Genomic DNA, 20,656 nt, shown 5'->3' with positions numbered 1-20,656 from the left:
CAAGCCGAAGAGAGCGAGCGCGGCCGGGGTCGCGCTCATGCTCGGCGGTGCGGGCATCCTGCTGGGAGTGGCCGCGGCCCCCGCCCAGGCCGCCGAAGTGTCGTACGCCACCAAGTGCGTTCCGCCCGCGGCCTCCGGCCTGGACCCCGTCGAGGGCACCACGAAGGTGGAGATCACGGCGCCTGCCACGGCGAAGGTCGGTGACACGGTCGACGTGGTGTGGAAGTTCGTCCAGGCCGCCTCGAAGAACCCCGACCTCATCGACCTGCCGAAGGACTCGGTCCAGCCGAGCGGCACCCTCAAGGCGTCCGGCGCGCAGACCACCGCCGTTCCCGTGCAGGGGCCGCGCAAGAACCCGGCCATCCCCAAGGGCGGCGCCATGGTGCTGTCCGACATGAAGGGCACGCTGAAGCTGACGGCGCCGGGCGAGGTGACGCTCACCCCCGACGCGTACTCCATCAACGCCTACAGCACGGACACCAAGTGCGCGCCGACCGAGACGGTGAAGTCGGCGGCGACCATCAAGGTGACGGAGGGCGGCGGGAGTTCGCCGACCACGTCACCGGATCCGTCCGCCTCCGTGACGTCCTCCGCCTCCGCCTCGCAGTCGGCGACCGGCACTCCGAGCGACTCCGCCGGTGCGAGCCAGGGCAGCGACACGGGCGGCTCGTCGGGCGGTGACGACGGCGGGCAGAGCGACTTCCCGGGCAAGGAGGTCTCCGTCCCGTACGCGTGCAAGACGCCCATCGGGGACAAGGACGCCACCTCACCCGTGCAGATCAACGCCAAGAAGAACGGCGGGAGTTACGGCCTCACGGTCCAGTTCAAGAAGTCGGTGATGGACAGCCCCGCGACGATCCCGGCGGGCTCGGTCAAGCCCTCGATGGAGGTCACCCTCGGCGGCGCCGACAAGGGCACCGTGCACGTCGAGGGCCCGGCCAACGCCAAGGAGATCAAGTCGGGCGACCCGATCGAGATCCCGGACCTCAAGGGCACCTACAAGCCGGGCGGGAGCGGTGAATCCACCCTGTCCCCGGGTGTGCTGATCATCGACGCCCTCGGCACCACGACCACCTGCACCCCGACCACCAGGCTGGTCTCCCTCACCCTGGACACCACCGAGCAGGCGAGCGGCGCCTCGGGCGGCGGCTCGTCCTCCGGCAGCGGCGGTACGTCCTCCGGCGGCAGCGGCGGCCTCGCCGAGACCGGCTCCGACAGCCACGGGACGCTCAAGGCACTCGGCCTGATCGCGGGCACGGTGACCCTGCTGGGCGGCGCGGTGTTCACGTTCATGCCGGGGCGGCGCATGCGCTGAACGCACGGAGGGCCCCCGCACCGACAGCGGTGCGGGGGCCCTGCGCAGGAGTCGAAAGACCGTCAGGCGCGCCTCAGTGGACGTCGCCCATCAGTTCCTTGACCTTCTTGCGGTACATCCACACCGCGACACCGGCGATCACGGCGAGCGTGGCCTCCAGGGCGACGATGCCCGTCTTGTTGAGGTCGACCTCGGCGATGGAGAGCAGGCCCGTCGTGGCGTCACCGGCGGTGACGGCCAGGAACCAGACACCCATCATCTGGGAGGCGTACTTCGCGGGAGCCATCTTCGTCGTGACCGACAGACCCACCGGGGAGACGGTCAGCTCACCGACGGTCTGCACGAAGTAGATCGCGACGAGCCACATCGCGGCGGCCTTCTCACCGTTGTCGGCGATCGCCAGCGGCGCGAGGAAGAGGAAGAAGGACGCACCGATCAGGATCAGACCGGAGGCGAACTTCACCGCCGTGCTCGGCTCCTTGCCGCGCCGGTTCAGCGCCAGCCACGCCCAGGCGAACAGCGGGGCGAGCGCCATGATCATGACCGGGTTGACGGACTGGTACCAGGAGACCGGGAACTCCCAGCCGAAGACGGTGTTCTCGGCGGAGGAGTCGGCGAAGATCGACAGGGTCGAGCCGCCCTGGTCGTAGATCATCCAGAAGACGGCCGCGGCGACGAAGAACCAGATGTACGCGGACATCCTCGACTGCTCGACGCGGTCGAGGTCCTTGTCGCGCTTGATGCGGCCGATGACCATGATCGGGATGATCAGGCCGGCGAGGGTGATCGGGACCAGCAGCCAGTTCAGCGTGTAGTGGCCGGAGAAGCCGACGATCGCGTAGAAGACGACGGCGACGGCGGCCCACATCGCGGACTTGCGCAGCGTGGCGGCCTTCTCCTCGTCGGACAGGCGCGTGGGGACCTCGCTGGAGCGGGCGCTGAGGTGGCGGCTGCCGAGCAGGTACTGGGCGAGGCCCAGGGCCATGCCGAGTGCGGCGAGCGCGAAGCCGAGGTGCCAGTTGACCTTCTCGCCGATGGTGCCGATCGTCAGCGGAGCGGCGAAGGCGCCGAGGTTGATGCCGATGTAGAAGACCGTGAAGCCACCGTCGCGGCGCGGGTCGTCCGGGCCGTCGTAGAGGTGGCCGACCATCGTGGAGATGTTGGCCTTCAGCAGACCGGAACCGATCGCGACGAGGCCGAGGCCCGCGTAGAAGGTGCCGGAGGAGGGCAGGGCCAGTGTGAGGTGGCCCAGCATGATGATCAGGCCCGCGACGGCGACCGTCTTGCGGGGGCCGAGCACGCGGTCGGCGAACCAGCCGCCGGGGAGGGCGAGCAGGTACACCAGCGACAGGTACACCGAGTAGATGGCGGTCGCGGTGGCCGCGCTGAGGTGCAGGCCCCCCGGTGCCACGAGGTACAGCGGGAGCAGAGCCTTCATGCCGTAGTAGGAGAAACGCTCCCACATCTCGGTCATGAAGAGAGTGGCCAGTCCGCGGGGGTGGCCGAAGAAGGTCTTCTCGGATCCGGGGGTGCCCGGGGTGACCGAGTCCTTCGTCAGGCTGGACGCCATGGTCGTTCCTTGCTGGTTCGGGACGCGCGGCATGAGCGTTGCGCGCCCGGTGGGGCGGCCGGCACCGGCGGGGTTCGACCGTCCACCCCACGCCCACGGGGAGTCCGCTCCGGGTTGCGAAGCGGTGGACGGCGACCACCGGGATCCACGCCCCTCGCACGTTCAGCGCGCTCGGGGCCCGGCCACAGGTCATTCCTTTCAAGGCCGGCAACAGCCGACCCGCACACAAAAGAGACCTTCAGCGTCAAGTGCCCGCCAAAGGTCCCCGGTGTTGCTACAGGCGTTTGGGTCACCATACGGCACGACACTGCCGGATATGGAAGGACTTGAGATATGGATCACAGGCGATCATGGAACCGCGGACATGCATTCGAAGGCGTTCAGTGAGATCGCATCCCACAGCCGCAGGTTCGAACGTCGGAACCGGAAACTCCGTTTCGCCCGGGCATTCTCGCAGACCCAGGTAAGAATCACGGTCGACGATCACACCCCGGCTCCTGTCCAGGGCGGTCTACCATCAGCTCATGACCCGTGTACTGCTCGCCGAGGACGACGCGTCCATCTCGGAGCCGCTGGCCCGCGCCCTGCGCCGGGAAGGTTACGAGGTCGAGGTGCGCGAAGACGGACCCACCGCGCTCGACGCCGGCATGCAGGGCGGCATCGATCTGGTCGTCCTGGACCTCGGTCTGCCCGGCATGGACGGCCTTGAGGTCGCCCGCCGCCTGCGCGCCGAAGGCCACACCGTGCCCGTCCTCATCCTGACCGCGCGCGCCGACGAGGTGGACACCGTCGTCGGCCTCGACGCGGGCGCCGACGACTACGTCACCAAGCCCTTCCGGCTCGCCGAACTGCTCGCCCGTGTCCGGGCCCTGCTCCGGCGCGGCGCCGCCGAGCCCCAGCAGCCGCCCGCCACGCACGGCGTACGGATCGACGTCGAGTCGCACCGCGCCTGGATGGGCGACGAGGAACTCCAGCTCACCGCCAAGGAGTTCGACCTGCTGCGGGTGCTGGTGCGCGACGCGGGCCGGGTCGTCACCCGCGACCAGCTCATGCGCGAGGTCTGGGACACCACATGGTGGTCGTCCACCAAGACCCTCGACATGCACATCTCCTGGCTGCGCAAGAAGCTCGGCGACGACGCGGCGAACCCCCGCTACATCGCGACGGTACGGGGCGTCGGCTTCCGCTTCGAGAAGAGCTGACCGGCACCGCACCGCCGGGTCCGCCCGAGTTTCCGTACAGGTAAGAGGACATGCGCCGTCGACTGATCCAGTCCACGCTCGCCGTGGTGCTCGTGGTGATCGCCGTCTTCGGCGTCTCCCTCGTCATCGTCGAGACCCGCACGATCGGCAACAGCGCCCAGGAGCGGGTGGACTCCGAGGCGCAGAAGCTGGCGAGCATCGTGGACAGCCGGCTCATCGGCGACGCGCACGTCAGCCGGGAGATCCTCAAGTCCCAGGTCACGGGCCAGCGGTACGCGATGATCCGGATCCCGGGCAAGGACCCCATCGAGGTCGGCACCAAGCCCGGCGGCGACGTCATCCACTCCACGGTCAAGGGCGAGGAGGGCGAGACGGTCACCGTCCAGGAGCCGCGCTCGTCGGTGACCCGGGAAGTCGGCCGTACGCTGCTGATCATCGGCGCGGTCGCGCTGCTCGCCATCGTCGCCGCCGTCCTCCTCGCGGTCCGCCAGGCCAACCGCCTCGCCTCCCCGCTCACCGACCTCGCCGAGACCGCGGAACGGCTCGGCTCCGGCGACCCCCGGCCGCGCCACAAGCGGTACGGCGTCCCCGAGCTCGACCGTGTCGCGGACGTCCTCGACGGCAGCGCGGAACGGATCGCGCGCATGCTCACCGCCGAGCGCCGCCTCGCCGCCGACGCCTCCCACCAGCTCCGTACGCCGCTGACGGCCCTGTCCATGCGCCTGGAGGAGATCACCCTCACCGACGACCCGGACACGGTGAAGGAGGAGGCGACCATCGCGCTGACGCAGGTCGAGCGGCTCACGGACGTCGTGGAGCGGCTGCTCACCAACTCGCGCGACCCGCGCACGGGCTCCGCGGTCACCTTCGACCTGGACGAGGTCATCAAGCAGCAGCTGGAGGAGTGGCGCCCGGCCTACCGCAGCGCGGGCCGCGCCATCGTCAGCTCGGGCAAGCGCCACCTGAGGGCCGTCGGCACGCCGGGCGCGGTCGCCCAGGTCCTGGCGGCCCTCATCGAGAACTCCCTCATGCACGGCGGCGGCACCGTCGCCCTGCGCACCCGCGTCATCGGCAACCAGGCCGTCGTCGAGGTCACCGACGAGGGCCCCGGCGTCCCGGCCGACCTCGGCGCCCGCATCTTCGAGCGCACGATCAGCGGCCGCAACTCCACGGGCATCGGCCTCGCGGTCGCCCGCGACCTCGCCGAGGCCGACGGCGGCCGCCTGGAGATGCTCCAGGCCCAGCCCCCGGTCTTCGGCCTGTTCCTGTCGAGGACACCGATGAAGCGACCGCAGCCGACGGAGGAGGAGCCGACGGTTCGGTGAGGGAGGCTTTCAGCCCGTCCGGCGTTTGAGGACGAGGCCGTTCAGGCCGACAGCGGGGGTCTGGGGGCGGCAGCCCCCAGCAAGGCCCGCACCGCCCCAGGGTGCCGTCAGCTGACCCGCTGAGCAGGCCGCTCGGCCGACCCCGCCTCCAGGAACGATTCCGCACTGGCGACGGCCTCACGCGCGGGCAACGTACGGAACACCCACGTCCGGTACGACCAGAACCGGAACATCGTCGCGATCCCGATGCCGAGCACCTTGAAGACGTTCCGCTGCAGCGAGCTGTCCCAGCCGAAGCCGTAGATCGCCGCGTACAGAATTCCGTTCTCGATCACCAGACCGACCGCACTGAACGCCAGGAACAGCGTCAGTTCCTTCGTACGGGCACTGCGGTCCCGGTCACGGTAGGTGAAGTAGCGGAAGCCCAGATAGTTGCAGAAGATCGCGACGACGGTGGCGATGATGTTGGCCCGCACGGCCTGCAGGCTCGTGGTGTGCCACAGGAAATTCGAGACGCCGAAGTTGACGACGGTGCCCAGGGCCCCCACGGCACCGAACTTTACGACCTCGCGCGCGAGCAGGTCGAAGCGCTCGCGCAGTGTGCTGCGGGGCCCCGCCCGCAGCCCCGAGGAACCAGTGCCCATGGTGTCGCCAGCCCCCGTCAGTCGGATACGTCAACCAAGCCATGCTAACCAGCGGCCCCCGCTGGTGCCTGTGGACCGCTTCACGGAGGCGCAAAGACAAGCCCATGGCCGCCCGCCAGGACCCCCCGACAACGGGCAAAGCGCTGGAAAAAGGGACGGAAACCGGCCACCGTGGCGTGGCCGATACTCTTGGAGCGTGACGTTCCCGGTAGTCGGCATGGTCGGCGGCGGTCAGCTCGCTCGTATGACACACGAGTCAGGTATCCCGCTCGGCATCAGATTCAAGCTCCTCAGTGACACCCCTCAGGATTCCGCGGCGCAGGTCGTCGGCGATGTCGTCATCGGCGACTATCGCGACCTCGACACGCTGCGTGACTTCGCGCGGGGCTGCGACGTGATCACCTTCGATCACGAACACGTACCCACCGAGCACCTCAGAGCCCTGGAAGCGGACGGCATCCCCGTCCGCCCCGGCCCCGACGCGCTCGTGCACGCCCAGGACAAGGGGGTGATGCGCGCCAAGCTCGACGAGATCGGTGTGCCGTGTCCCCGGCACCGGATCGTGCGCGACGTCGAGGACGTGGCGGCGTTCGCGGCGGAGGGCGACGGGTTCCCCGTGATCCTCAAGACCGTGCGCGGCGGATACGACGGCAAGGGGGTGTGGTTCGTCCGCTCCCTCGAAGAGGCGGCCGACCCCTTCCGCGCGGGCGTCCCCGTCCTCGCCGAGGAGAAGGTCGACTTCGTACGGGAGCTGGCGGCGAACGTCGTACGCTCGCCGCACGGCCAGGCCGTCGCGTACCCGGTGGTCGAGTCCCAGCAGGTCGACGGCGTCTGCGACACGGTGATCGCCCCCGCGCCCGGCATAGCGGACGAGCTGGCCCTGCGCGCCGAGGAACTGGCCCTGCGCATCGCCAAGGAACTCGGAGTCGTCGGCCACCTCGCCGTGGAGCTCTTCGAGACCCGCGACGGCCGCATCCTCGTCAACGAACTGGCGATGCGCCCGCACAACTCGGGCCACTGGACCCAGGACGGCGCGATCACCTCGCAGTTCGCCAACCACGTCCGCGCGGTCCTCGACCTGCCCCTCGGCGACCCGCGCCCGCGCGCCAGGTGGACCGTCATGGTCAACGTCCTCGGCGGCGACTACCCCGACATGTACTCCGCGTACCTGCACTGCATGGCCCGCGACCCCCAGCTCAAGATCCACATGTACGGCAAGGACGTGAAGCCCGGACGCAAGGTCGGCCACGTCAACACCTACGGCGACGACCTGGACGACGTCCTTGAGCGCGCCCGGCACGCAGCCGGTTACCTGAGAGGCACGATCACCGAATGAGCCCTGTTGTAGGCATCGTCATGGGGTCGGACTCCGACTGGCCCGTCATGGAGGCCGCCGCGCAGGCCCTCGACGAGTTCGAGATCCCCTACGAGGTGGACGTCGTCTCCGCGCACCGGATGCCGCACGAGATGATCGCGTACGGCGAGCAGGCCGCCGAGCGCGGTCTCAAGGCGATCATCGCGGGCGCCGGGGGTGCGGCCCACCTTCCCGGCATGCTCGCCTCCGTCACCCCGCTGCCGGTCATCGGCGTCCCCGTGCCCCTCAAGTACCTGGACGGCATGGACTCGCTGCTGTCGATCGTGCAGATGCCGGCCGGTGTCCCCGTCGCGACCGTCTCGGTCGGCGGCGCGCGCAACGCGGGCCTGCTCGCCGCCCGGATCCTCGCCGCGCACGACGAGGAACTCCTCGGCCGGATGCGGGAGTTCCAGCAGGACCTGAACGACCAGGCCACGGAGAAGGGCAAGCGGCTGCGCGCCAAGGTCGAGGGCGCGGCCGGCGGCTTCGGCTTCGGGAAGTGACGCGCGTGTCCTCTCTCGATCAGGCTCGCGCACTCCTCGCCGAGTTCCCCGTCGTCGACGGGCACAACGACCTGCCCTGGGCACTGCGCGAGCAGGTCCGCTACGACCTCGGCGCCCGCGACATCGCCACCGACCAGAGCGCCCACCTGCACACCGACCTGGCACGGCTGCGCGCCGGCGCCGTCGGCGCGCAGTTCTGGTCGGTGTACGTCCGCTCGGACCAGCCGGGCGCGGTACCCGCCACGCTCGAACAGATCGACTGCGTACGGCAGTTGATCGCGCGCTATCCCAAGGACCTGCGCGGCGCGCTGACCGCCGCCGACATGGAGGCGGCCCGCGCCGAGGGCCGCATCGCCTCCCTCATGGGCGCGGAGGGCGGCCACTCGATCGCCAACTCCCTCGCCACGCTACGGGCGTTGTACGCACTCGGGGTCCGCTACATGACCCTCACGCACAACGACAACAACGCGTGGGCGGACTCGGCGACCGACGAGCCGGGCGTCGGCGGTCTGTCGGCCTTCGGCCGCGCGGTCGTCGCGGAGATGAACCGCGAGGGCATGCTCGTCGACCTCTCCCACGTGGCGGCGACGACGATGCGCGACGCCCTCGACGCCACGTCCGCACCCGTGATCTTCTCCCACTCCTCCTCGCGCGCGGTGTGCGACCACCCGCGCAACATCCCGGACGACGTCCTGGAGCGGCTGCCCGCCAACGGGGGAGTGGCGATGGTGACGTTCGTGCCGAAGTTCGTGCTCCAGGCCGCCGTCGACTGGACGGCGGCCGCCGACGAGAACATGCGCGCCCACGGTTTCCACCACCTCGCCACCACCCCGGAGGCGATGAAGGTCCACCGCGCCTTCGAGGAGACCAACCCGCGCCCCCTCGCCACGGTGTCGACCGTCGCCGACCACCTGGACCACATGCGCGAGGTGGCCGGCATCGACCACCTGGGCATCGGCGGCGACTACGACGGCACGGCGTTCACCCCGGACGGACTCGGCGACGTCTCCGGATACCCGAACCTGATCGCGGAACTGCTCGACCGCGGCTGGTCCGGGACCGACCTGGCCAAGCTGACCTGGCAGAACGCGGTACGGGTGCTGGGCGCGGCCGAGGACGTCGCCCGCGAGCTCCAGACCACGCGAGGGCCCTCGAACGCGACCCTGGAGCAGCTGGACGGCTGACACCCCGGACCTCCGGAGGAGGGTGGGGCGTACCTGGGGCGTACCCCCAAACGCCCCGCCCACCAGGAAGCCCCGGAAGCTCCGTGCGACGGTGACCGTACTGCGATCACGTTGACTTACGGAGCCCCGCCATGGCCGACCTCCAGGACGAACTGCACACCACCGCCGAGGTGGGCGAGCTGGACGAACGGCCCGCCGTCCGGCCGGAGCCTCCCGTCGAAGCGGAACTCCCCGCAAAGACGGCACCGACCCCGGACGGGGACCCGCTCGCGCGGGCACACGCCTTCCTCGCCGCCCACCCCGTCGCCGACGGCTACAGCGGTCTGCCCTGGGCGCTGCGCCACCTCCCCTGGTTCGACCTGGAGCTGGGCGAGAGCGCCGTGGACACGGATGTGCCGCGGATGCGCCGGGGGCACGTGGGCGCACTGTTCTGGTCGCTGCACCTGCCCGAGGGGCTGACCGGGGACCGGGCCGTCGGCGCGACCCTGGAGCAGCTCGACCTCGTCAAAACGGTCGTCCAGACCCACCCCGAGGGCCTGCGGCTGGCATGCAGCGCCGGGCAGACCACCGACGCCCGCAACTGCGGCCGCGTCGCCGTCGTCCTCGGCCCCGCCGGAGCGAGCGCGCTCGGCGACTCGATGGGCATCCTGCGCGCCCTGCACTCCCTCGGCCTGCGCGCACTCACCCTCTCGGGCGTCTCCTGGGCGAGCGAGGCGGGCCTGACCCGCTTCGGCGAGGAGGTCCTTCGCGAGATGAACCGGATCGGCGTCGTGGCCGACCTCTCCGGCGCCTCCGAGGCCACGATCCGCCGCTCCCTCGCCGTGTCCAAGGCGCCGGTGCTGTTCACCCGCTCCGCGGCCCGCGCCCTGCGCCCCCACCCGGCCAACCTCCCCGACGACCTGCTCCGGGAGCTGGCCGCCGCCAATGGCCTGTGCCTGGTCCCGCTCACGGCCGAGCAGACGGGCCCGTCCGTCCGGGACGTCGCAGACCACCTCGACCACGTCCGTACGATCGCGGGCCCGGAGGGCGTCGGCCTGTCGGGCACCTTCGACTCCGGATCCGCGCACCCCCAGGACCTCCCCGACGCGTCCGGCTACCCGCGCCTGATCGCCGAACTCCTCGACCGCGGCTGGACCGAGTCCGACCTCGCCCTGCTCACCTGGGGCAATGTCCAACGGGTGCTGCGCAGCGCGGACTTCACGGCCCGCGCCGCCCAGCAGCGCCGCGAGCCGTCCATGGCGAAGATCGCGGAACTGGACGGATGACGGCGCGGTTCACCTCGTCCTACGCGTGATCGATCCGGCAGAGGCAGAAGGGATGCCCTGCCGGATCGGCGTACACCCGCCAGTCCTGCTTGCCGTCCCGGTCGTCGAGATCCAGCGGCCGGGCACCCAGCGCGAGGACCTTCTCCTGGGCGGCGTCGATCTCCTCCCAGGTGCTGCCCGCGTCGAAGTCGACGTGGAACTGCTGCGAGTTGCGGTCGGCCCGCGGCCACTCCGGGGGGACGAATCCCGCCGCCCGCTGGAACGCCAGCCGCGGACCCTCCGGAATCCGCAGGACGACCCAGTCGTCGTCCTCCGCCTCGGGAGTGCCGCCCGCGACCTTCGCGTAGAAGTCGGCGAGTGCGCGCGGGTCGGGACAGTCCAGGACGACGGAACGGAAACGTGCCACAGGTGCCATGAGGTTCTCCTCGGTCGGTTGGGTTTCCTGGGCCGGCGGACGCCTGGGCCGGCGTCCGCAGCGGTCAGCAGGCGCAGAGGCAGAACGGGTGCCCCGCCGGGTCCGCGTACACACGCCAGGTACGCGACCGGTCCTCCGCGTCCAGGACCTTCGCCCCGAGCGCGAGCACGCCCTTCTCTGCCGCGTCCAGGTCCTCGACGGTCAGGTCCAGATGGAACTGCTGCGAGTCGTCCGGCGCGGGCCACTTCGGCGGTACGTGGCCGGGCGCGGCCTGGAACGCCAGCGACGCTCCGCCGGGCACCCGCAGGTCGACCCAGTCGCCCTCGCCCTCGACCGTGCCGCCGAGCACCTCGGCGTAGAACCCGGCGAGCACTCCCGGGTCGGGACAGTCCAGGACGACGACACTCAGCTTGGCGAGAGCCATGACCATTCCTCCAGTTACCGGTAGGGGCCCCTAAGGGGTAACGGTTACTGCATGCTCCCGCATTGGAGGTAACGTCGCAACCATGTTGTGCTTTCTCGGGGGGCAGCCATGAGCGACAGGGCGCCCGCTCCCGGCGGCCTGGCCCTGATCCAGTCCCTGGTGAACACCCTCGACATCGAGTCGGGCGCCGACTCCCTGGACACGGCGGAAGGGCGCGCGCCCTTCGCCCTCGCGCAGGAGGACGTGGCGGCGGCCCGTGAACTGCGCGAATCGCTCCGCGTGGCATGCCTGGCCCACGCCGGCCACCCGCCGCACGAAACCGTCACCCCGCTCGGCGTGCTCCTCGCGCGGGCACCCCTGCTGGTGACGGTGGACGAGGACAACGGCGCCGCCGCCCTCGCCCCGGCCCCGCCCGCACCGCTCGCCGCACAGGTGGCGGCGGCGATCGCCCAGGCCCTGGTCGAAGGGACCTGGCTGCGTCTGAAGGCCTGCGAGACCTCGACCTGCCACTGGGCGTACTACGACCGCAGCCCGGCGGGCCGCGGCCGCTGGTGCACCATGTCGGTCTGCGGAGCCCGCGCGAAAATGCGCCGCTACCGCGCGAAGTAGCGCCCTTCCGGCCACAGGGCCCACCGGGCCGTGGACAATGGACGAGGACGCCGGTCCGGCCGACTGAGCCTCGGCCGGACCGGCGTCACCTCTGTTTGTTCGCTCGCCTTCGGGGCGCTTCAAGCCGGTGTCGGGAGGCCGACCGTGCTCAGCCCTCCTTCGTCGGGCCTCCGCGCGGTCGGCCTCCCGACACCGGCGCGCCCCTACGACTCCCTCACGCGGTGGGGCGCCCCATGGCCCGGTACGTCCAGCCGGCGCGCCGCCACAGCTCGGGGTCGAGGGCGTTGCGGCCGTCGAGGATCAGGCGGACGGCGGCCGCCTCGCCCAGCGCCGCCGGGTCCAGCTCGCGGAACTCGCGCCACTCCGTGAGGTGCAGGACGACGTCGGCACCCCGCACGGCCTCGATCGCGGAATCGGCGTATCCGAGCGTCGGAAAGACCCGCCGCGCGTTGTCCATGCCCTTCGGGTCGTAGACGGTGACCTGACCGCCCTGAAGGTGGATCTGCCCCGCGACGTTCAGCGCGGGCGAATCCCGTACGTCGTCCGAGTCGGGCTTGAACGTCGCGCCGAGCACGGCGACCCGCTTCCCGAGGAAGGACCCCCCGCCGAGCGCCTCCCTGGTCAGCTCCACCATCTGGCCGCGCTGGCGCATGTTGATGGAGTCGATCTCGCGAAGGAAGGTGAGCGCCTGGTCGGCGCCCAGCTCACCGGCGCGCGCCATGAAAGCGCGAATGTCCTTCGGCAGGCACCCGCCGCCGAACCCGATCCCGGCCCGCAGGAACTTCTTCCCGATCCGGTCGTCGTACCCGATCGCCTCGGCCAGCTTGGCGACGTCACCACCGGCGGCCTCGCACACCTCAGCCATCGCGTTGATGAAGGAGATCTTGGTGGCGAGGAAGGAGTTCGCGGAGGTCTTCACCAGCTCGGCGGTCGGGAAGTCGGTGACCACGAAGGGCGAGCCCTCGGCGACCGGCGTCGTGTAGATCTCGCGCATCAGCTTCTCCGCGCGCTCGCTGCGCACACCGACGACGATGCGGTCGGGGTGCAGCGTGTCGTTCACGGCGAAGCCCTCGCGCAGGAACTCCGGGTTCCAGGCCAGCTCGGCGTCCTCGCCGGCCGGGGCCAGCTCCGCGAGGCGGGCGGCGAGGCGGTCCGCGGAGCCGACCGGCACGGTGGACTTGCCGACGACGAGGGCGGGGCCGTTCAGATGCGGGGCGAGCGACTCGAAGGCGGCGTCGACGTACGACATGTCGGCCGCGTACTCACCGTGCCGCTGCGGCGTGTTCACGCACACGAAGTGGACGTCGCCGAACGCCCCGACCTCGGCCCAGTCCATGGTGAACCGAAGCCGCCCGGAGGAACCCTCGATCCCGGCCACATGCTTGCGCAGCAACTCCTCCAGCCCGGGCTCGTACATCGGGACCTCGCCCCGCTGGAGCATCTCGATCTTCGCGGGTACGACATCGAGCCCGAGGACCTCGAAACCGAGCTCGGCCATGGCCGCGGCGTGCGTGGCGCCGAGATAGCCGGTGCCGATCACGGTGATCTTGAGGGCCATGGATGCTCCTGAGGTGTACGTCATGGGTGCGCTGCCCGAGCATAGTCGGGGCATGCAGCGGCCCCTCACCGGGCAGATTGCCCCCTGTCGCCAAGCTCACGTATCACTCCCGTGGGCATACCCCTAAAATTTGGGTTACTTAACGGTAATTAGCGTCCTTGGAGCGTGAGAGACCTTGGCCGGATCGGCTGATTTCGACCTGTACCGCCCGTCCGAGGAGCACGACATGCTCCGCGACGCGATCCGTTCGCTGGCCGAGGCGAAGATCTCGCCCTTCGCCGCCGCGGTCGACGAGGATGCCCGTTTCCCGCAGGAGGCGCTCGACGCCCTGGTCGCCTCCGACCTGCACGCCGTACACGTCCCGGAGAGCTACGGCGGCGCGGGCGCGGACGCGCTCGCCACGGTCATCGTGATCGAGGAGGTGGCGCGCGTCTGTGTCTCCTCCTCCCTGATCCCTGCCGTGAACAAGCTGGGCTCCCTCCCGGTGATCCTGTCCGGCTCCGAGGACCTGAAGAAGAAGTACCTCTCGCCGCTCGCCAAGGGCGACGCGATGTTCTCCTACGCCCTCTCCGAGCCGGACGCGGGCTCCGACGCGGCCGGCATGACGACGAAGGCGGTCCGCGACGGCGACTCCTACGTCCTCAACGGCGTGAAGCGCTGGATCACCAACGCGGGCGTCTCCGACTACTACACGGTCATGGCGGTCACGGACCCCACCAAGCGCTCGAAGGGCATCTCGGCGTTCGTGGTCGAGAAGGCGGACGAGGGTGTCTCCTTCGGCGCCCCGGAGAAGAAGCTCGGCATCAAGGGCTCCCCGACCCGCGAGGTCTACCTCGACAACGTCCGCATCCCCGCCGACCGCATGATCGGCGAGGAGGGCACGGGCTTCGCCACCGCGATGAAGACCCTGGACCACACCCGCATCACCATCGCCGCCCAGGCGCTCGGTGTCGCCCAGGGCGCCCTCGACTACGCCAAGGGCTATGTCCAGGAGCGCAAGCAGTTCGGCAAGCCGATCGCCGACTTCCAGGGCATCCAGTTCATGCTCGCCGACATGGCCATGAAGATCGAGGCCGCCCGCGCCCTGACCTACCAGGCCGCGGCCGCCTCGGAACGCGGCGACAAGAACCTCACCTTCCAGGGCGCCGCCGCCAAGTGCTTCGCCTCGGACGTGGCCATGGAGGTCACGACGGACGCGGTCCAACTGCTCGGCGGCTACGGCTACACGCGGGACTACCCGGTGGAGCGGATGTTCCGCGATGCCAAGATCACCCAGCTGTACGAGGGTACGAACCAGATCCAGCGCATCGTGATGGCCCGCAACCTGCCGTAGCAAGAACAGACGGCCTTACGTCGAGGGCGCCCCTTTCGGGGGGCGCCTTCGGTGTTTTCTGACTCTGCAACGTGACACACGAAACCTGGCATAAGTCGTGTCTCGTGTTGTAGGTTTCATTCGTGGCCGGGGACCACCCGGCACATGGCGGCTGTTGTGTGCCGCGCTACGTTCGATGCATGAAGAGAGAACGCGAGGACGGCACGCTGCCCGAGGGCTGGCGTGTGGAGGGTGAGGATCTCGTGCACGAGACCGAACTCCACGGGTGGAAGCTGACGGTGGTGAGCGTGTTGAGCGCACCGTGGGACGGCCCCACCAGCCTCCGGATCGATCCTCCCGAAAACGTCGACGTGGCGATCGAGACGGACGGCATCACGGCGGAACTCATGCGGTCGATCTCCATGGCGGAGATCCGCAGGACGACGAAGGAGCTACGCGCACGGCTGGGCCGTGCGACCGATGTTTCGGTGGCTGAGGGTGTCCTCGACAGAGTCGAGACGGAGCACGACTACGCCCTGATGTCCCGCGAGTACGTGCGGCTGGTGGAGCAGGGCTACCGAAGCCCTGTCACCCGGCTGGCCACGGCGTGGGGGATGAGCCGGAACACCATCAGCGGTCGCATCCGGCGTGCACGTGCCATGGGCTTCCTCGACGGGCCGCCAGGCAAGCCCGCGGACCGCCTGACTGCGAAGGCCAGGCGGTGCCTGGAGGGGGAAGCGCGTGACGCAGGACGGGATCACCCGGACCGGAAGTGAGCCTCTTGCCGAAGTGTTCGAGAGGTGGGCGACCACGCGGGGGGTGGAGAACAGCAGTGTCAAGCAGTACCGGACCATCATCAGCCGCGCCGTGGAGCCCTTCTTCGGCGTGCGATCTGTCGGCGCGCTCACCTCGTCCGACATCGCCGAGTGGGTCGAGTGGATGACCCGCACCCGCGGGTACAAACAGACCACCGTGCGATTCCGCTTCAACATCCTCATGTCGGTGTTCGCGTGGGCCCTGGAATCAGGCATGGAGGGTGTGAACCCGTGCAAGGGCGTGAGCCTTCCGTCCAGTCGTGCTCGTACCCACCGTGATCAGCGTGCCGAAGTCCACATCCCCAGCGCGGAAGTGGTGCACGCCGTCATCGGCGCGGCACCGGAGCGCTACCGCGGGATGCTCTGGCTCATGGCGGGATGCGGACTCCGGCTCGGCGAGGCCATGGGGATCGGGCGGGACCGTATTCGATTCGAGGAGAGGGTGATCACGGTCGACCGACAGGTCGCATGTGACGGTGACACCGGCACGGGACGGTACGGCCGTATGCAGTTGCGGCACGTCAAATGGCGGGAGGAAGGCGACCAGGGGCGAGAGGTGCCGCTCCCCGACGTGGTTGCTCTGCCCGTGCGGCGTCACCTCAAGGACCACGGGACCTGGAGCGACGAGGGGTTGCTGTTCAGCAATGTCACCCGGACCGGGCTGCTGTATCCCTCTTACTGGTACGCCAGGATCTGGCGTCCCGCCTTGGCCGGAGCCGATGTCGACTACTTCAAGCCGCACAGCTTCCGGCACTTCTACGCGGCATCGCTCCTCGCCCAGGGTGTTCCGGTGGCCGAAGTGTCCGCTTGGCTGGGCCATTCGTCGGTGAGTTTCACCGAGCGGTACTACGGGGACCTCATGCCGGACGCTCCGGACCGAGCAAGGCTTGCGATGGACGGCGTCCTGGGAGTGGCGGGGCCTGCCGGCGTCGAGGCCGGGCCCGTGCGGCTCCACGGAGTGGCATGACGCCCCGGACATAAGTTGATCCGGTGCATGACGACTGGTTCGAAGTGGACGTGGACGACCCCCGACGTGAGCGACCGGCAACCGTCGGCGCTCACACGGCGGCCAGCAGCACCAGGGACCCGGCCACCGGTGCCATGTAGACCAGGGGGAACGCGATGTGCGAGTACGAGCGTGCCCGGATCACCGTGATGACCGCTCCGGTGAAGTAGAGCACCAGGCCGATTCCGGCCGCCACGCCGATGGCGGGCAGCGCCAGGCCGACCAGCAGACCCACGGCTCCGGCCGCCTTCGCGGCGCCCAGCAACACCCACCACGAGCGGGGGACGCCGTAGTCCGTCAGCGGCTTGACGACCCACTCGGCACGGGCGAAGACGGAGTAGGCGGAGAAGGCCGTCAGTAGGGCTGCCAGGACGGTGACGACGACGTAAGCGGTGGACATCTCGGGGACTCCTCGAAGGATCGTGCCGGTGGGCGTGGAGCCGAACCGGTCGGGGCTGCTCGCTCACTGACCTGTCACGGCGCGGCCCGCGAATGTGACGGGCCAACTCGCTCCTTGTCCTCTCCGTCGCCAATACCCGTGTGAACCAGGGGTGTTGAGCCGCCCGGTGGTACGTTGGGCTTTTGGGTGATGGGCTCCCGGACGGGGTTGACAGCACATCGGTAAGCCCGGGTCAGCGTGAGTGTCGAGGTCAACTTCAAGATCGGTTGGTCGCGTGGCAGCAACCCGTCCTTCTCGTACCGCGGTCGTTGTGACGGCGCTTTCCGTGGAGTTCGACGCACTGGAGCGCCGCCTCAAGGCCAAGGGAGCCGGTGTCCAGGCTCCGCGCAGGCTCAACAGCGGCACCCTCGTGCGGGAGTTCCGGCTCGAGGGCCGGCATGCCTCCTGGACCGTTCACCTGGCCGAACTGGGTGAGGGGAACAGCAACGCCGCCGTGGCGACACAGGAGTTGCTCGCAGCCTTCGGCCCGGATGCCGCGCTGCTGGTCGGGATCGCGGGCAGCCTCAAGGCGGACATCGTCCCCGGTGACGTCGTCGTTGCCACCAAGGTCTACGACATCCACGGCGCCCGGGAGTCGGCCGAGGGCAGCGGTGCGCGTCCGGAGGCGATAGGCGCGTCGCGTCCGCTGGAGCAGACGGCACGCCATGTGAAGTCCCGGATCGAGATCTGCTTCAAACCGATCGCCTCCGGTCAGGTCGTGCTCGCCAGCCCGTCCAGCCCCCTCCGGGCATGGCTGAGGACGACGTACCAGGACGCCGGGGCCATCGAGATGGAGGGCTTCGGCTTCTGCCTGGCGGCGAGGTACAACGCGACGGCGGCCCTCGTCATCCGGGGGATCAGCGACAACGCGGACGGCGAGAAGCACCGCTCCGACACCAACGGCGACCGGGAACGAGCGGCGGCGAACGCGGCGGAGGTGGCCGTCGCCGTACTCCAGGAGCACCAGCCCGGACGCACCGCCGCCGAGCCGCCGCAGAGCGGTGCCGGTGCTCGTGCCGGCGCCTCAGGAGCCACACCGGCCAGTAGCAGCACAACGCCTGCCCCACCCGTCAAGCGGCGCCCCCGTCGCGTCCCGGCCACCACCCCTCCAGGGCGCAAGCCACCGAGCGGGACCACGAGGACGCGCACCCGTGTCGACTGGTCCAAGGCCTGGCGGAAGAACAAGAAGGCACTGATCAGCGGTGGGGCGCTGGCCATGGCCGCGGCCTTCACGTTCGTCGCCGTCTCGTCCTGCCACAGCGGCGACAGCACACCCTCCGCGGACGCAAAGACATACTCCGGCGAGAAGCTGTCGAAGTGCGACAAGAAGGCCGACCTCGACCAGTTGCACATCGCCGCCTCCGTCGACAAGTCGGAACCTCTGCGGCGCGCCGCGCAGATCTACGGCAACCGGTCCGCCGACGGCAAGTGCGTGACCATCGTCGTCGACGACAAGAACTCGGGCGAGGCGATGCGGGCGTTGGCCGACGGCTGGCCCGAGTCCAAGTCCGAGTCCGGCGGCGGAAAGAAGCCGGACGTGTGGGCGCCGGCCGGAAGTGCCTGGCTCTCCCTGGCGAGGGCCAAGGCGACGGGGAAGAACAAGGACCAGTTCCCGAAGACCGTGCAGTCGATCGTGCAGAGCCCGCTGACCGTCGCGATGCCCAGGCCGATGGCCGAGGCCCTGGGCTGGCCCGAACGTCGCTTCACCTGGGCCAAGTTGGCCCAGTGGTCGAAGAACGCGGACGACTTCTGGGCGGACCACGGCAAGCCGCAGTGGGGGGCGTTCAAGCTCGGCAAGACAAACCCCGGCTACTCCACCTCCGGACTCAACGCCACCATCGCCGCCTTCTTCGCCGCCACGGGCACAAGCGGCGAGCTGGGCATCACGCACGTCGACAAACCCGCGAACCGCGCGTTCGTGAAGAGCATCGAGCAGGCCGCGGTCCACTACGGCGACACCACGCTGACGTTCCTCTCCAACCTCCGTGAGGCGGACCGGAGCGACCCGAACAAAGCGATGTCGTACATCTCCGCCGTCACGCTGGAGGAGAGCGCCGTGGCGGCCTACAACGAGGGCTATCCCTGCGGTGCGCTCAGCAGGGCCGACGACAGGGCCTGTATGAAGACCAGCAAGCCGGACACCCCGCTGGTCGCGTTCTACCCGAAGGACGGCCTCCCGTCCTCCGACCACCCGTACATCGAGCTGACGACGATGACCCCGGCCAAGAAGGCGGTGGCGGACGACTTCCTCACGTACCTGCACAGCCCGGACGTCTACGCCCAGCAGTTCGCCCCCTACGGCTTCCGCACCCACGACAACAAGGCCCCCACGAACAGCAAGCTGCTCACCAAGGCCTACGGGGTCCTGCCCAAGACGTACGACAGGATGCCGCTGCCCAAGGGCGAGGTGCTCGACCACATGCTGCAGGTCTGGCCCACGCTGCGCCGCCGCGCCAACGTGCTCATGGTCATCGACACCTCGGAGTCGATGAACGACGAGATCACCGGCACCGGCGACACCAAGATGGGGCGTCTGAAGAACGCGGAATCCAGGCTCTTCGCCGAGTTCACCGGCACCGACCGCGTCGGACTGGTGAAGTTCTCCGACGCGGACGTCCTCGGCGGCGGACACGACTACAAGGAACTCGTGCCGCTCGGCCCGTTCGACGAGAAACTCTCCGGGGGCAAGCGCGCGGACCTGCTGGCCGACAACGTGAAGAGCCTGGAACCGGAAGGCGCGACCGGGCTCTACGACACCCTCGACGCCCAACTGCGCACCATGCGCGAGCACTACGACCCGAAGGCCATCAACGCCATCGTCCTGCTCACCGACGGCCGCAACGAGGACAACGGCAGCCTCGCGAAGGAGGAACTCCTCAAGCGGATCGGCGACCGCGGCAAGCCCCAGGTGCGCATCTTCACCATCGCCTACGGAAGCGCGGCCGACGAGAACGACAAGAACGGCAAGACCGTACTCCAGGAGATCGCGGACGCCAGCGGTGGCCAGGAGTACGACGCGAGGCAGGCCAGGACGATCGAGACGGTGATCACGAGCGTGATCTCCAACTTCTGAGCACAGGCCGCGTCACACCCCGAGCAGCGGCTGAAGCGCCCGCCCCAGATCCGCCGCTTCCCTGAAATGCACCGTCCGCATGCCCAGCGCGAGGGCCGTGTCCACGTTCTCCAGGGTGTCGTCGACGAACAGGCACCGTTCGGCGGGGACCCCGGCCAGCGCGGTGGCGATGTCGTAGATGCGCCGGTCGGGCTTGGCGATGCCGACGCGGGCGCTGCTGACGACATGGTCGGCGAGGTCGGTCAGGCCCAGCGCTTCGAGGTCCTCCTCCAGCTGGACGGACGCGTTGGTGACGAGGACCAGCGGGAGGCGGGCCCGGGCCCGGCGCAGCAGGGCCACGACCGCGTCGTCGGCCTCGAAGGGCGAGCGGGCCAGCGCGGTGGCCAGCTCCCGCGCCGTCGCCTCGGGAACCAGCGCGGTGAGCCCTTGCGCCACCGACTCCGCCCACGCGTCCGGGGTGATCCGGCCGAGCAGCAGCGGAAGGTCCGTCTCCGGCTCGAAGGCGACCTTCAGGGTGGTGCCCTCGGCCAGCCCCGCGGCCCGCTCCAGCGCGGCCACGTGGGAGGAGTCGTAGCGGCGGATGACGTTGTCGACGTCACAGAGCACGGCGTCGTAGCGGGCGAGGGGCGTCATGGCGCCACCC

General features: G+C 69.7%; 19 protein-coding genes. 12 read left to right on the top strand and 7 right to left on the bottom strand.

Features of this window, described 5'->3' with window-relative positions; translation table 11 throughout:
• Positions 1-37 precede the first annotated feature (37 nt).
• The gene (locus tag ACN6LB_RS16235) at positions 38-1,315 is read left to right on the top strand and encodes a hypothetical protein (protein ID WP_445026505.1); all 1,278 of its coding nucleotides are present in this window, start codon (positions 38-40) and stop codon (positions 1,313-1,315) included.
• 73 nt (positions 1,316-1,388) lie between these two features.
• Here ACN6LB_RS16235 and ACN6LB_RS16230 read toward each other — a convergent pair whose 3' ends face one another.
• On the bottom strand, positions 1,389-2,885 hold the full coding sequence (locus tag ACN6LB_RS16230; protein WP_356139744.1) for an oligopeptide:H+ symporter: 1,497 nt from the start codon (positions 2,883-2,885) through the stop codon (positions 1,389-1,391).
• 524 nt (positions 2,886-3,409) lie between these two features.
• Between ACN6LB_RS16230 and ACN6LB_RS16225 the strand changes: the two genes are divergently transcribed.
• Together ACN6LB_RS16225 and ACN6LB_RS16220 are read left to right on the top strand one after the other, a co-directional pair.
• A complete protein-coding gene (locus tag ACN6LB_RS16225; protein ID WP_107905766.1) occupies positions 3,410-4,087 on the top strand; it encodes a response regulator transcription factor in 678 nt (225 codons plus the stop codon).
• A gap of 50 nt (positions 4,088-4,137) precedes the next feature.
• Positions 4,138-5,412 (top strand): ATP-binding protein, encoded by a 1,275-nt coding sequence (locus tag ACN6LB_RS16220; protein ID WP_445026454.1) that lies wholly within the window; start codon positions 4,138-4,140, stop codon positions 5,410-5,412.
• Between the two features lie 107 nt (positions 5,413-5,519).
• Here ACN6LB_RS16220 and ACN6LB_RS16215 read toward each other — a convergent pair whose 3' ends face one another.
• Positions 5,520-6,056: a GtrA family protein gene (locus tag ACN6LB_RS16215; RefSeq protein WP_445026453.1), complete on the bottom strand. Its 537-nt coding sequence runs from the start codon at positions 6,054-6,056 to the stop codon at positions 5,520-5,522.
• Between the two features lie 196 nt (positions 6,057-6,252).
• Between ACN6LB_RS16215 and ACN6LB_RS16210 the strand changes: the two genes are divergently transcribed.
• The 4 genes from ACN6LB_RS16210 to ACN6LB_RS16195 all read left to right on the top strand — a co-directional run bounded on the left by ACN6LB_RS16210 (position 6,253) and on the right by ACN6LB_RS16195 (position 10,362).
• Complete coding sequence (locus ACN6LB_RS16210; RefSeq protein ID WP_445026452.1) at positions 6,253-7,392, top strand: 5-(carboxyamino)imidazole ribonucleotide synthase; 1,140 nt, start codon at positions 6,253-6,255, stop codon at positions 7,390-7,392.
• On the top strand, positions 7,389-7,913 hold the full coding sequence (gene purE, locus ACN6LB_RS16205; protein WP_356139740.1) for a 5-(carboxyamino)imidazole ribonucleotide mutase: 525 nt from the start codon (positions 7,389-7,391) through the stop codon (positions 7,911-7,913). The genes ACN6LB_RS16210 and purE overlap by 4 nt, the downstream gene beginning before the upstream one ends.
• Before the next feature lie 5 nt (positions 7,914-7,918).
• Positions 7,919-9,097, top strand: a complete 1,179-nt coding sequence (locus ACN6LB_RS16200; protein ID WP_445026451.1) for a dipeptidase — start codon at positions 7,919-7,921, stop codon at positions 9,095-9,097.
• A 131-nt stretch (positions 9,098-9,228) separates the two neighbouring features.
• Positions 9,229-10,362, top strand: coding sequence for a dipeptidase (locus ACN6LB_RS16195; RefSeq protein ID WP_445026450.1), 1,134 nt, complete (start codon positions 9,229-9,231; stop codon positions 10,360-10,362).
• A gap of 19 nt (positions 10,363-10,381) precedes the next feature.
• Here the strand turns inward: ACN6LB_RS16195 and ACN6LB_RS16190 are convergent, their stop codons facing one another.
• Together ACN6LB_RS16190 and ACN6LB_RS16185 are read right to left on the bottom strand one after the other, a co-directional pair.
• Entirely contained in the window at positions 10,382-10,777 is a 396-nt protein-coding gene (locus tag ACN6LB_RS16190; RefSeq protein WP_356139737.1) for a VOC family protein, read from the bottom strand.
• Positions 10,778-10,841: 64 nt separating this feature from the next.
• Positions 10,842-11,201 carry a VOC family protein gene (locus tag ACN6LB_RS16185; protein ID WP_445026449.1) on the bottom strand — a complete coding sequence of 120 codons (360 nt, stop codon included), beginning with the start codon at positions 11,199-11,201 and terminating at the stop codon, positions 10,842-10,844.
• Positions 11,202-11,309: 108 nt separating this feature from the next.
• On the opposite strand from ACN6LB_RS16185, the gene ACN6LB_RS16180 reads away from it, so the two are divergent.
• Positions 11,310-11,810: a CGNR zinc finger domain-containing protein gene (locus ACN6LB_RS16180; protein WP_445026448.1), complete on the top strand. Its 501-nt coding sequence runs from the start codon at positions 11,310-11,312 to the stop codon at positions 11,808-11,810.
• 214 nt (positions 11,811-12,024) lie between these two features.
• Here ACN6LB_RS16180 and ACN6LB_RS16175 read toward each other — a convergent pair whose 3' ends face one another.
• Positions 12,025-13,368 (bottom strand): UDP-glucose dehydrogenase family protein, encoded by a 1,344-nt coding sequence (locus tag ACN6LB_RS16175; protein ID WP_445026446.1) that lies wholly within the window; start codon positions 13,366-13,368, stop codon positions 12,025-12,027.
• A 175-nt stretch (positions 13,369-13,543) separates the two neighbouring features.
• Between ACN6LB_RS16175 and ACN6LB_RS16170 the strand changes: the two genes are divergently transcribed.
• The 3 genes from ACN6LB_RS16170 to ACN6LB_RS16160 all read left to right on the top strand — a co-directional run bounded on the left by ACN6LB_RS16170 (position 13,544) and on the right by ACN6LB_RS16160 (position 16,462).
• On the top strand, positions 13,544-14,701 hold the full coding sequence (locus ACN6LB_RS16170) for an acyl-CoA dehydrogenase (RefSeq protein WP_445026445.1): 1,158 nt from the start codon (positions 13,544-13,546) through the stop codon (positions 14,699-14,701).
• Positions 14,702-14,880: 179 nt separating this feature from the next.
• The gene (locus ACN6LB_RS16165) at positions 14,881-15,456 is read left to right on the top strand and encodes a hypothetical protein (RefSeq protein ID WP_445026444.1); all 576 of its coding nucleotides are present in this window, start codon (positions 14,881-14,883) and stop codon (positions 15,454-15,456) included.
• Between the two features lie 43 nt (positions 15,457-15,499).
• The gene (locus ACN6LB_RS16160) at positions 15,500-16,462 is read left to right on the top strand and encodes a tyrosine-type recombinase/integrase (protein WP_445026443.1); all 963 of its coding nucleotides are present in this window, start codon (positions 15,500-15,502) and stop codon (positions 16,460-16,462) included.
• Positions 16,463-16,553: 91 nt separating this feature from the next.
• On the opposite strand, the gene ACN6LB_RS16155 is transcribed toward ACN6LB_RS16160, so the two are convergent.
• Positions 16,554-16,901, bottom strand: coding sequence for a DoxX family protein (locus ACN6LB_RS16155; RefSeq protein ID WP_445026441.1), 348 nt, complete (start codon positions 16,899-16,901; stop codon positions 16,554-16,556).
• A gap of 310 nt (positions 16,902-17,211) precedes the next feature.
• Between ACN6LB_RS16155 and ACN6LB_RS16150 the strand changes: the two genes are divergently transcribed.
• Positions 17,212-20,013: a phosphorylase family protein gene (locus tag ACN6LB_RS16150; protein WP_445026440.1), complete on the top strand. Its 2,802-nt coding sequence runs from the start codon at positions 17,212-17,214 to the stop codon at positions 20,011-20,013.
• 12 nt (positions 20,014-20,025) lie between these two features.
• Here ACN6LB_RS16150 and ACN6LB_RS16145 read toward each other — a convergent pair whose 3' ends face one another.
• Complete coding sequence (locus ACN6LB_RS16145) at positions 20,026-20,646, bottom strand: HAD family hydrolase (protein WP_445026439.1); 621 nt, start codon at positions 20,644-20,646, stop codon at positions 20,026-20,028.
• Between the last annotated feature and the right edge of the window lie 10 nt (positions 20,647-20,656).

This window comes from Streptomyces sp. SAS_270 (assembly GCF_052543295.1).
This window is presented reverse-complemented; position numbering and strand designations above follow the sequence as displayed.

What these genes read in the sequence shown, in the direction of transcription:
- ACN6LB_RS16235 (WP_445026505.1), top strand. Translation starts at nt 38, where the DNA reads ATGCTCGGCGGTGCGGGCATCCTGCTGGGAGTGGCCGCGGCCCCCGCC.
- ACN6LB_RS16230 (WP_356139744.1), bottom strand. Translation starts at nt 2,885, where the DNA reads ATGGCGTCCAGCCTGACGAAGGACTCGGTCACCCCGGGCACCCCCGGA.
- ACN6LB_RS16225 (WP_107905766.1), top strand. Translation starts at nt 3,410, where the DNA reads ATGACCCGTGTACTGCTCGCCGAGGACGACGCGTCCATCTCGGAGCCG.
- ACN6LB_RS16220 (WP_445026454.1), top strand. Translation starts at nt 4,138, where the DNA reads ATGCGCCGTCGACTGATCCAGTCCACGCTCGCCGTGGTGCTCGTGGTG.
- ACN6LB_RS16215 (WP_445026453.1), bottom strand. Translation starts at nt 6,056, where the DNA reads ATGGGCACTGGTTCCTCGGGGCTGCGGGCGGGGCCCCGCAGCACACTG.
- purE (WP_356139740.1), top strand. Translation starts at nt 7,389, where the DNA reads ATGAGCCCTGTTGTAGGCATCGTCATGGGGTCGGACTCCGACTGGCCC.
- ACN6LB_RS16195 (WP_445026450.1), top strand. Translation starts at nt 9,229, where the DNA reads ATGGCCGACCTCCAGGACGAACTGCACACCACCGCCGAGGTGGGCGAG.
- ACN6LB_RS16190 (WP_356139737.1), bottom strand. Translation starts at nt 10,777, where the DNA reads ATGGCACCTGTGGCACGTTTCCGTTCCGTCGTCCTGGACTGTCCCGAC.
- ACN6LB_RS16185 (WP_445026449.1), bottom strand. Translation starts at nt 11,201, where the DNA reads ATGGCTCTCGCCAAGCTGAGTGTCGTCGTCCTGGACTGTCCCGACCCG.
- ACN6LB_RS16180 (WP_445026448.1), top strand. Translation starts at nt 11,310, where the DNA reads ATGAGCGACAGGGCGCCCGCTCCCGGCGGCCTGGCCCTGATCCAGTCC.
- ACN6LB_RS16175 (WP_445026446.1), bottom strand. Translation starts at nt 13,368, where the DNA reads ATGGCCCTCAAGATCACCGTGATCGGCACCGGCTATCTCGGCGCCACG.
- ACN6LB_RS16165 (WP_445026444.1), top strand. Translation starts at nt 14,881, where the DNA reads ATGAAGAGAGAACGCGAGGACGGCACGCTGCCCGAGGGCTGGCGTGTG.
- ACN6LB_RS16155 (WP_445026441.1), bottom strand. Translation starts at nt 16,901, where the DNA reads ATGTCCACCGCTTACGTCGTCGTCACCGTCCTGGCAGCCCTACTGACG.
- ACN6LB_RS16145 (WP_445026439.1), bottom strand. Translation starts at nt 20,646, where the DNA reads ATGACGCCCCTCGCCCGCTACGACGCCGTGCTCTGTGACGTCGACAAC.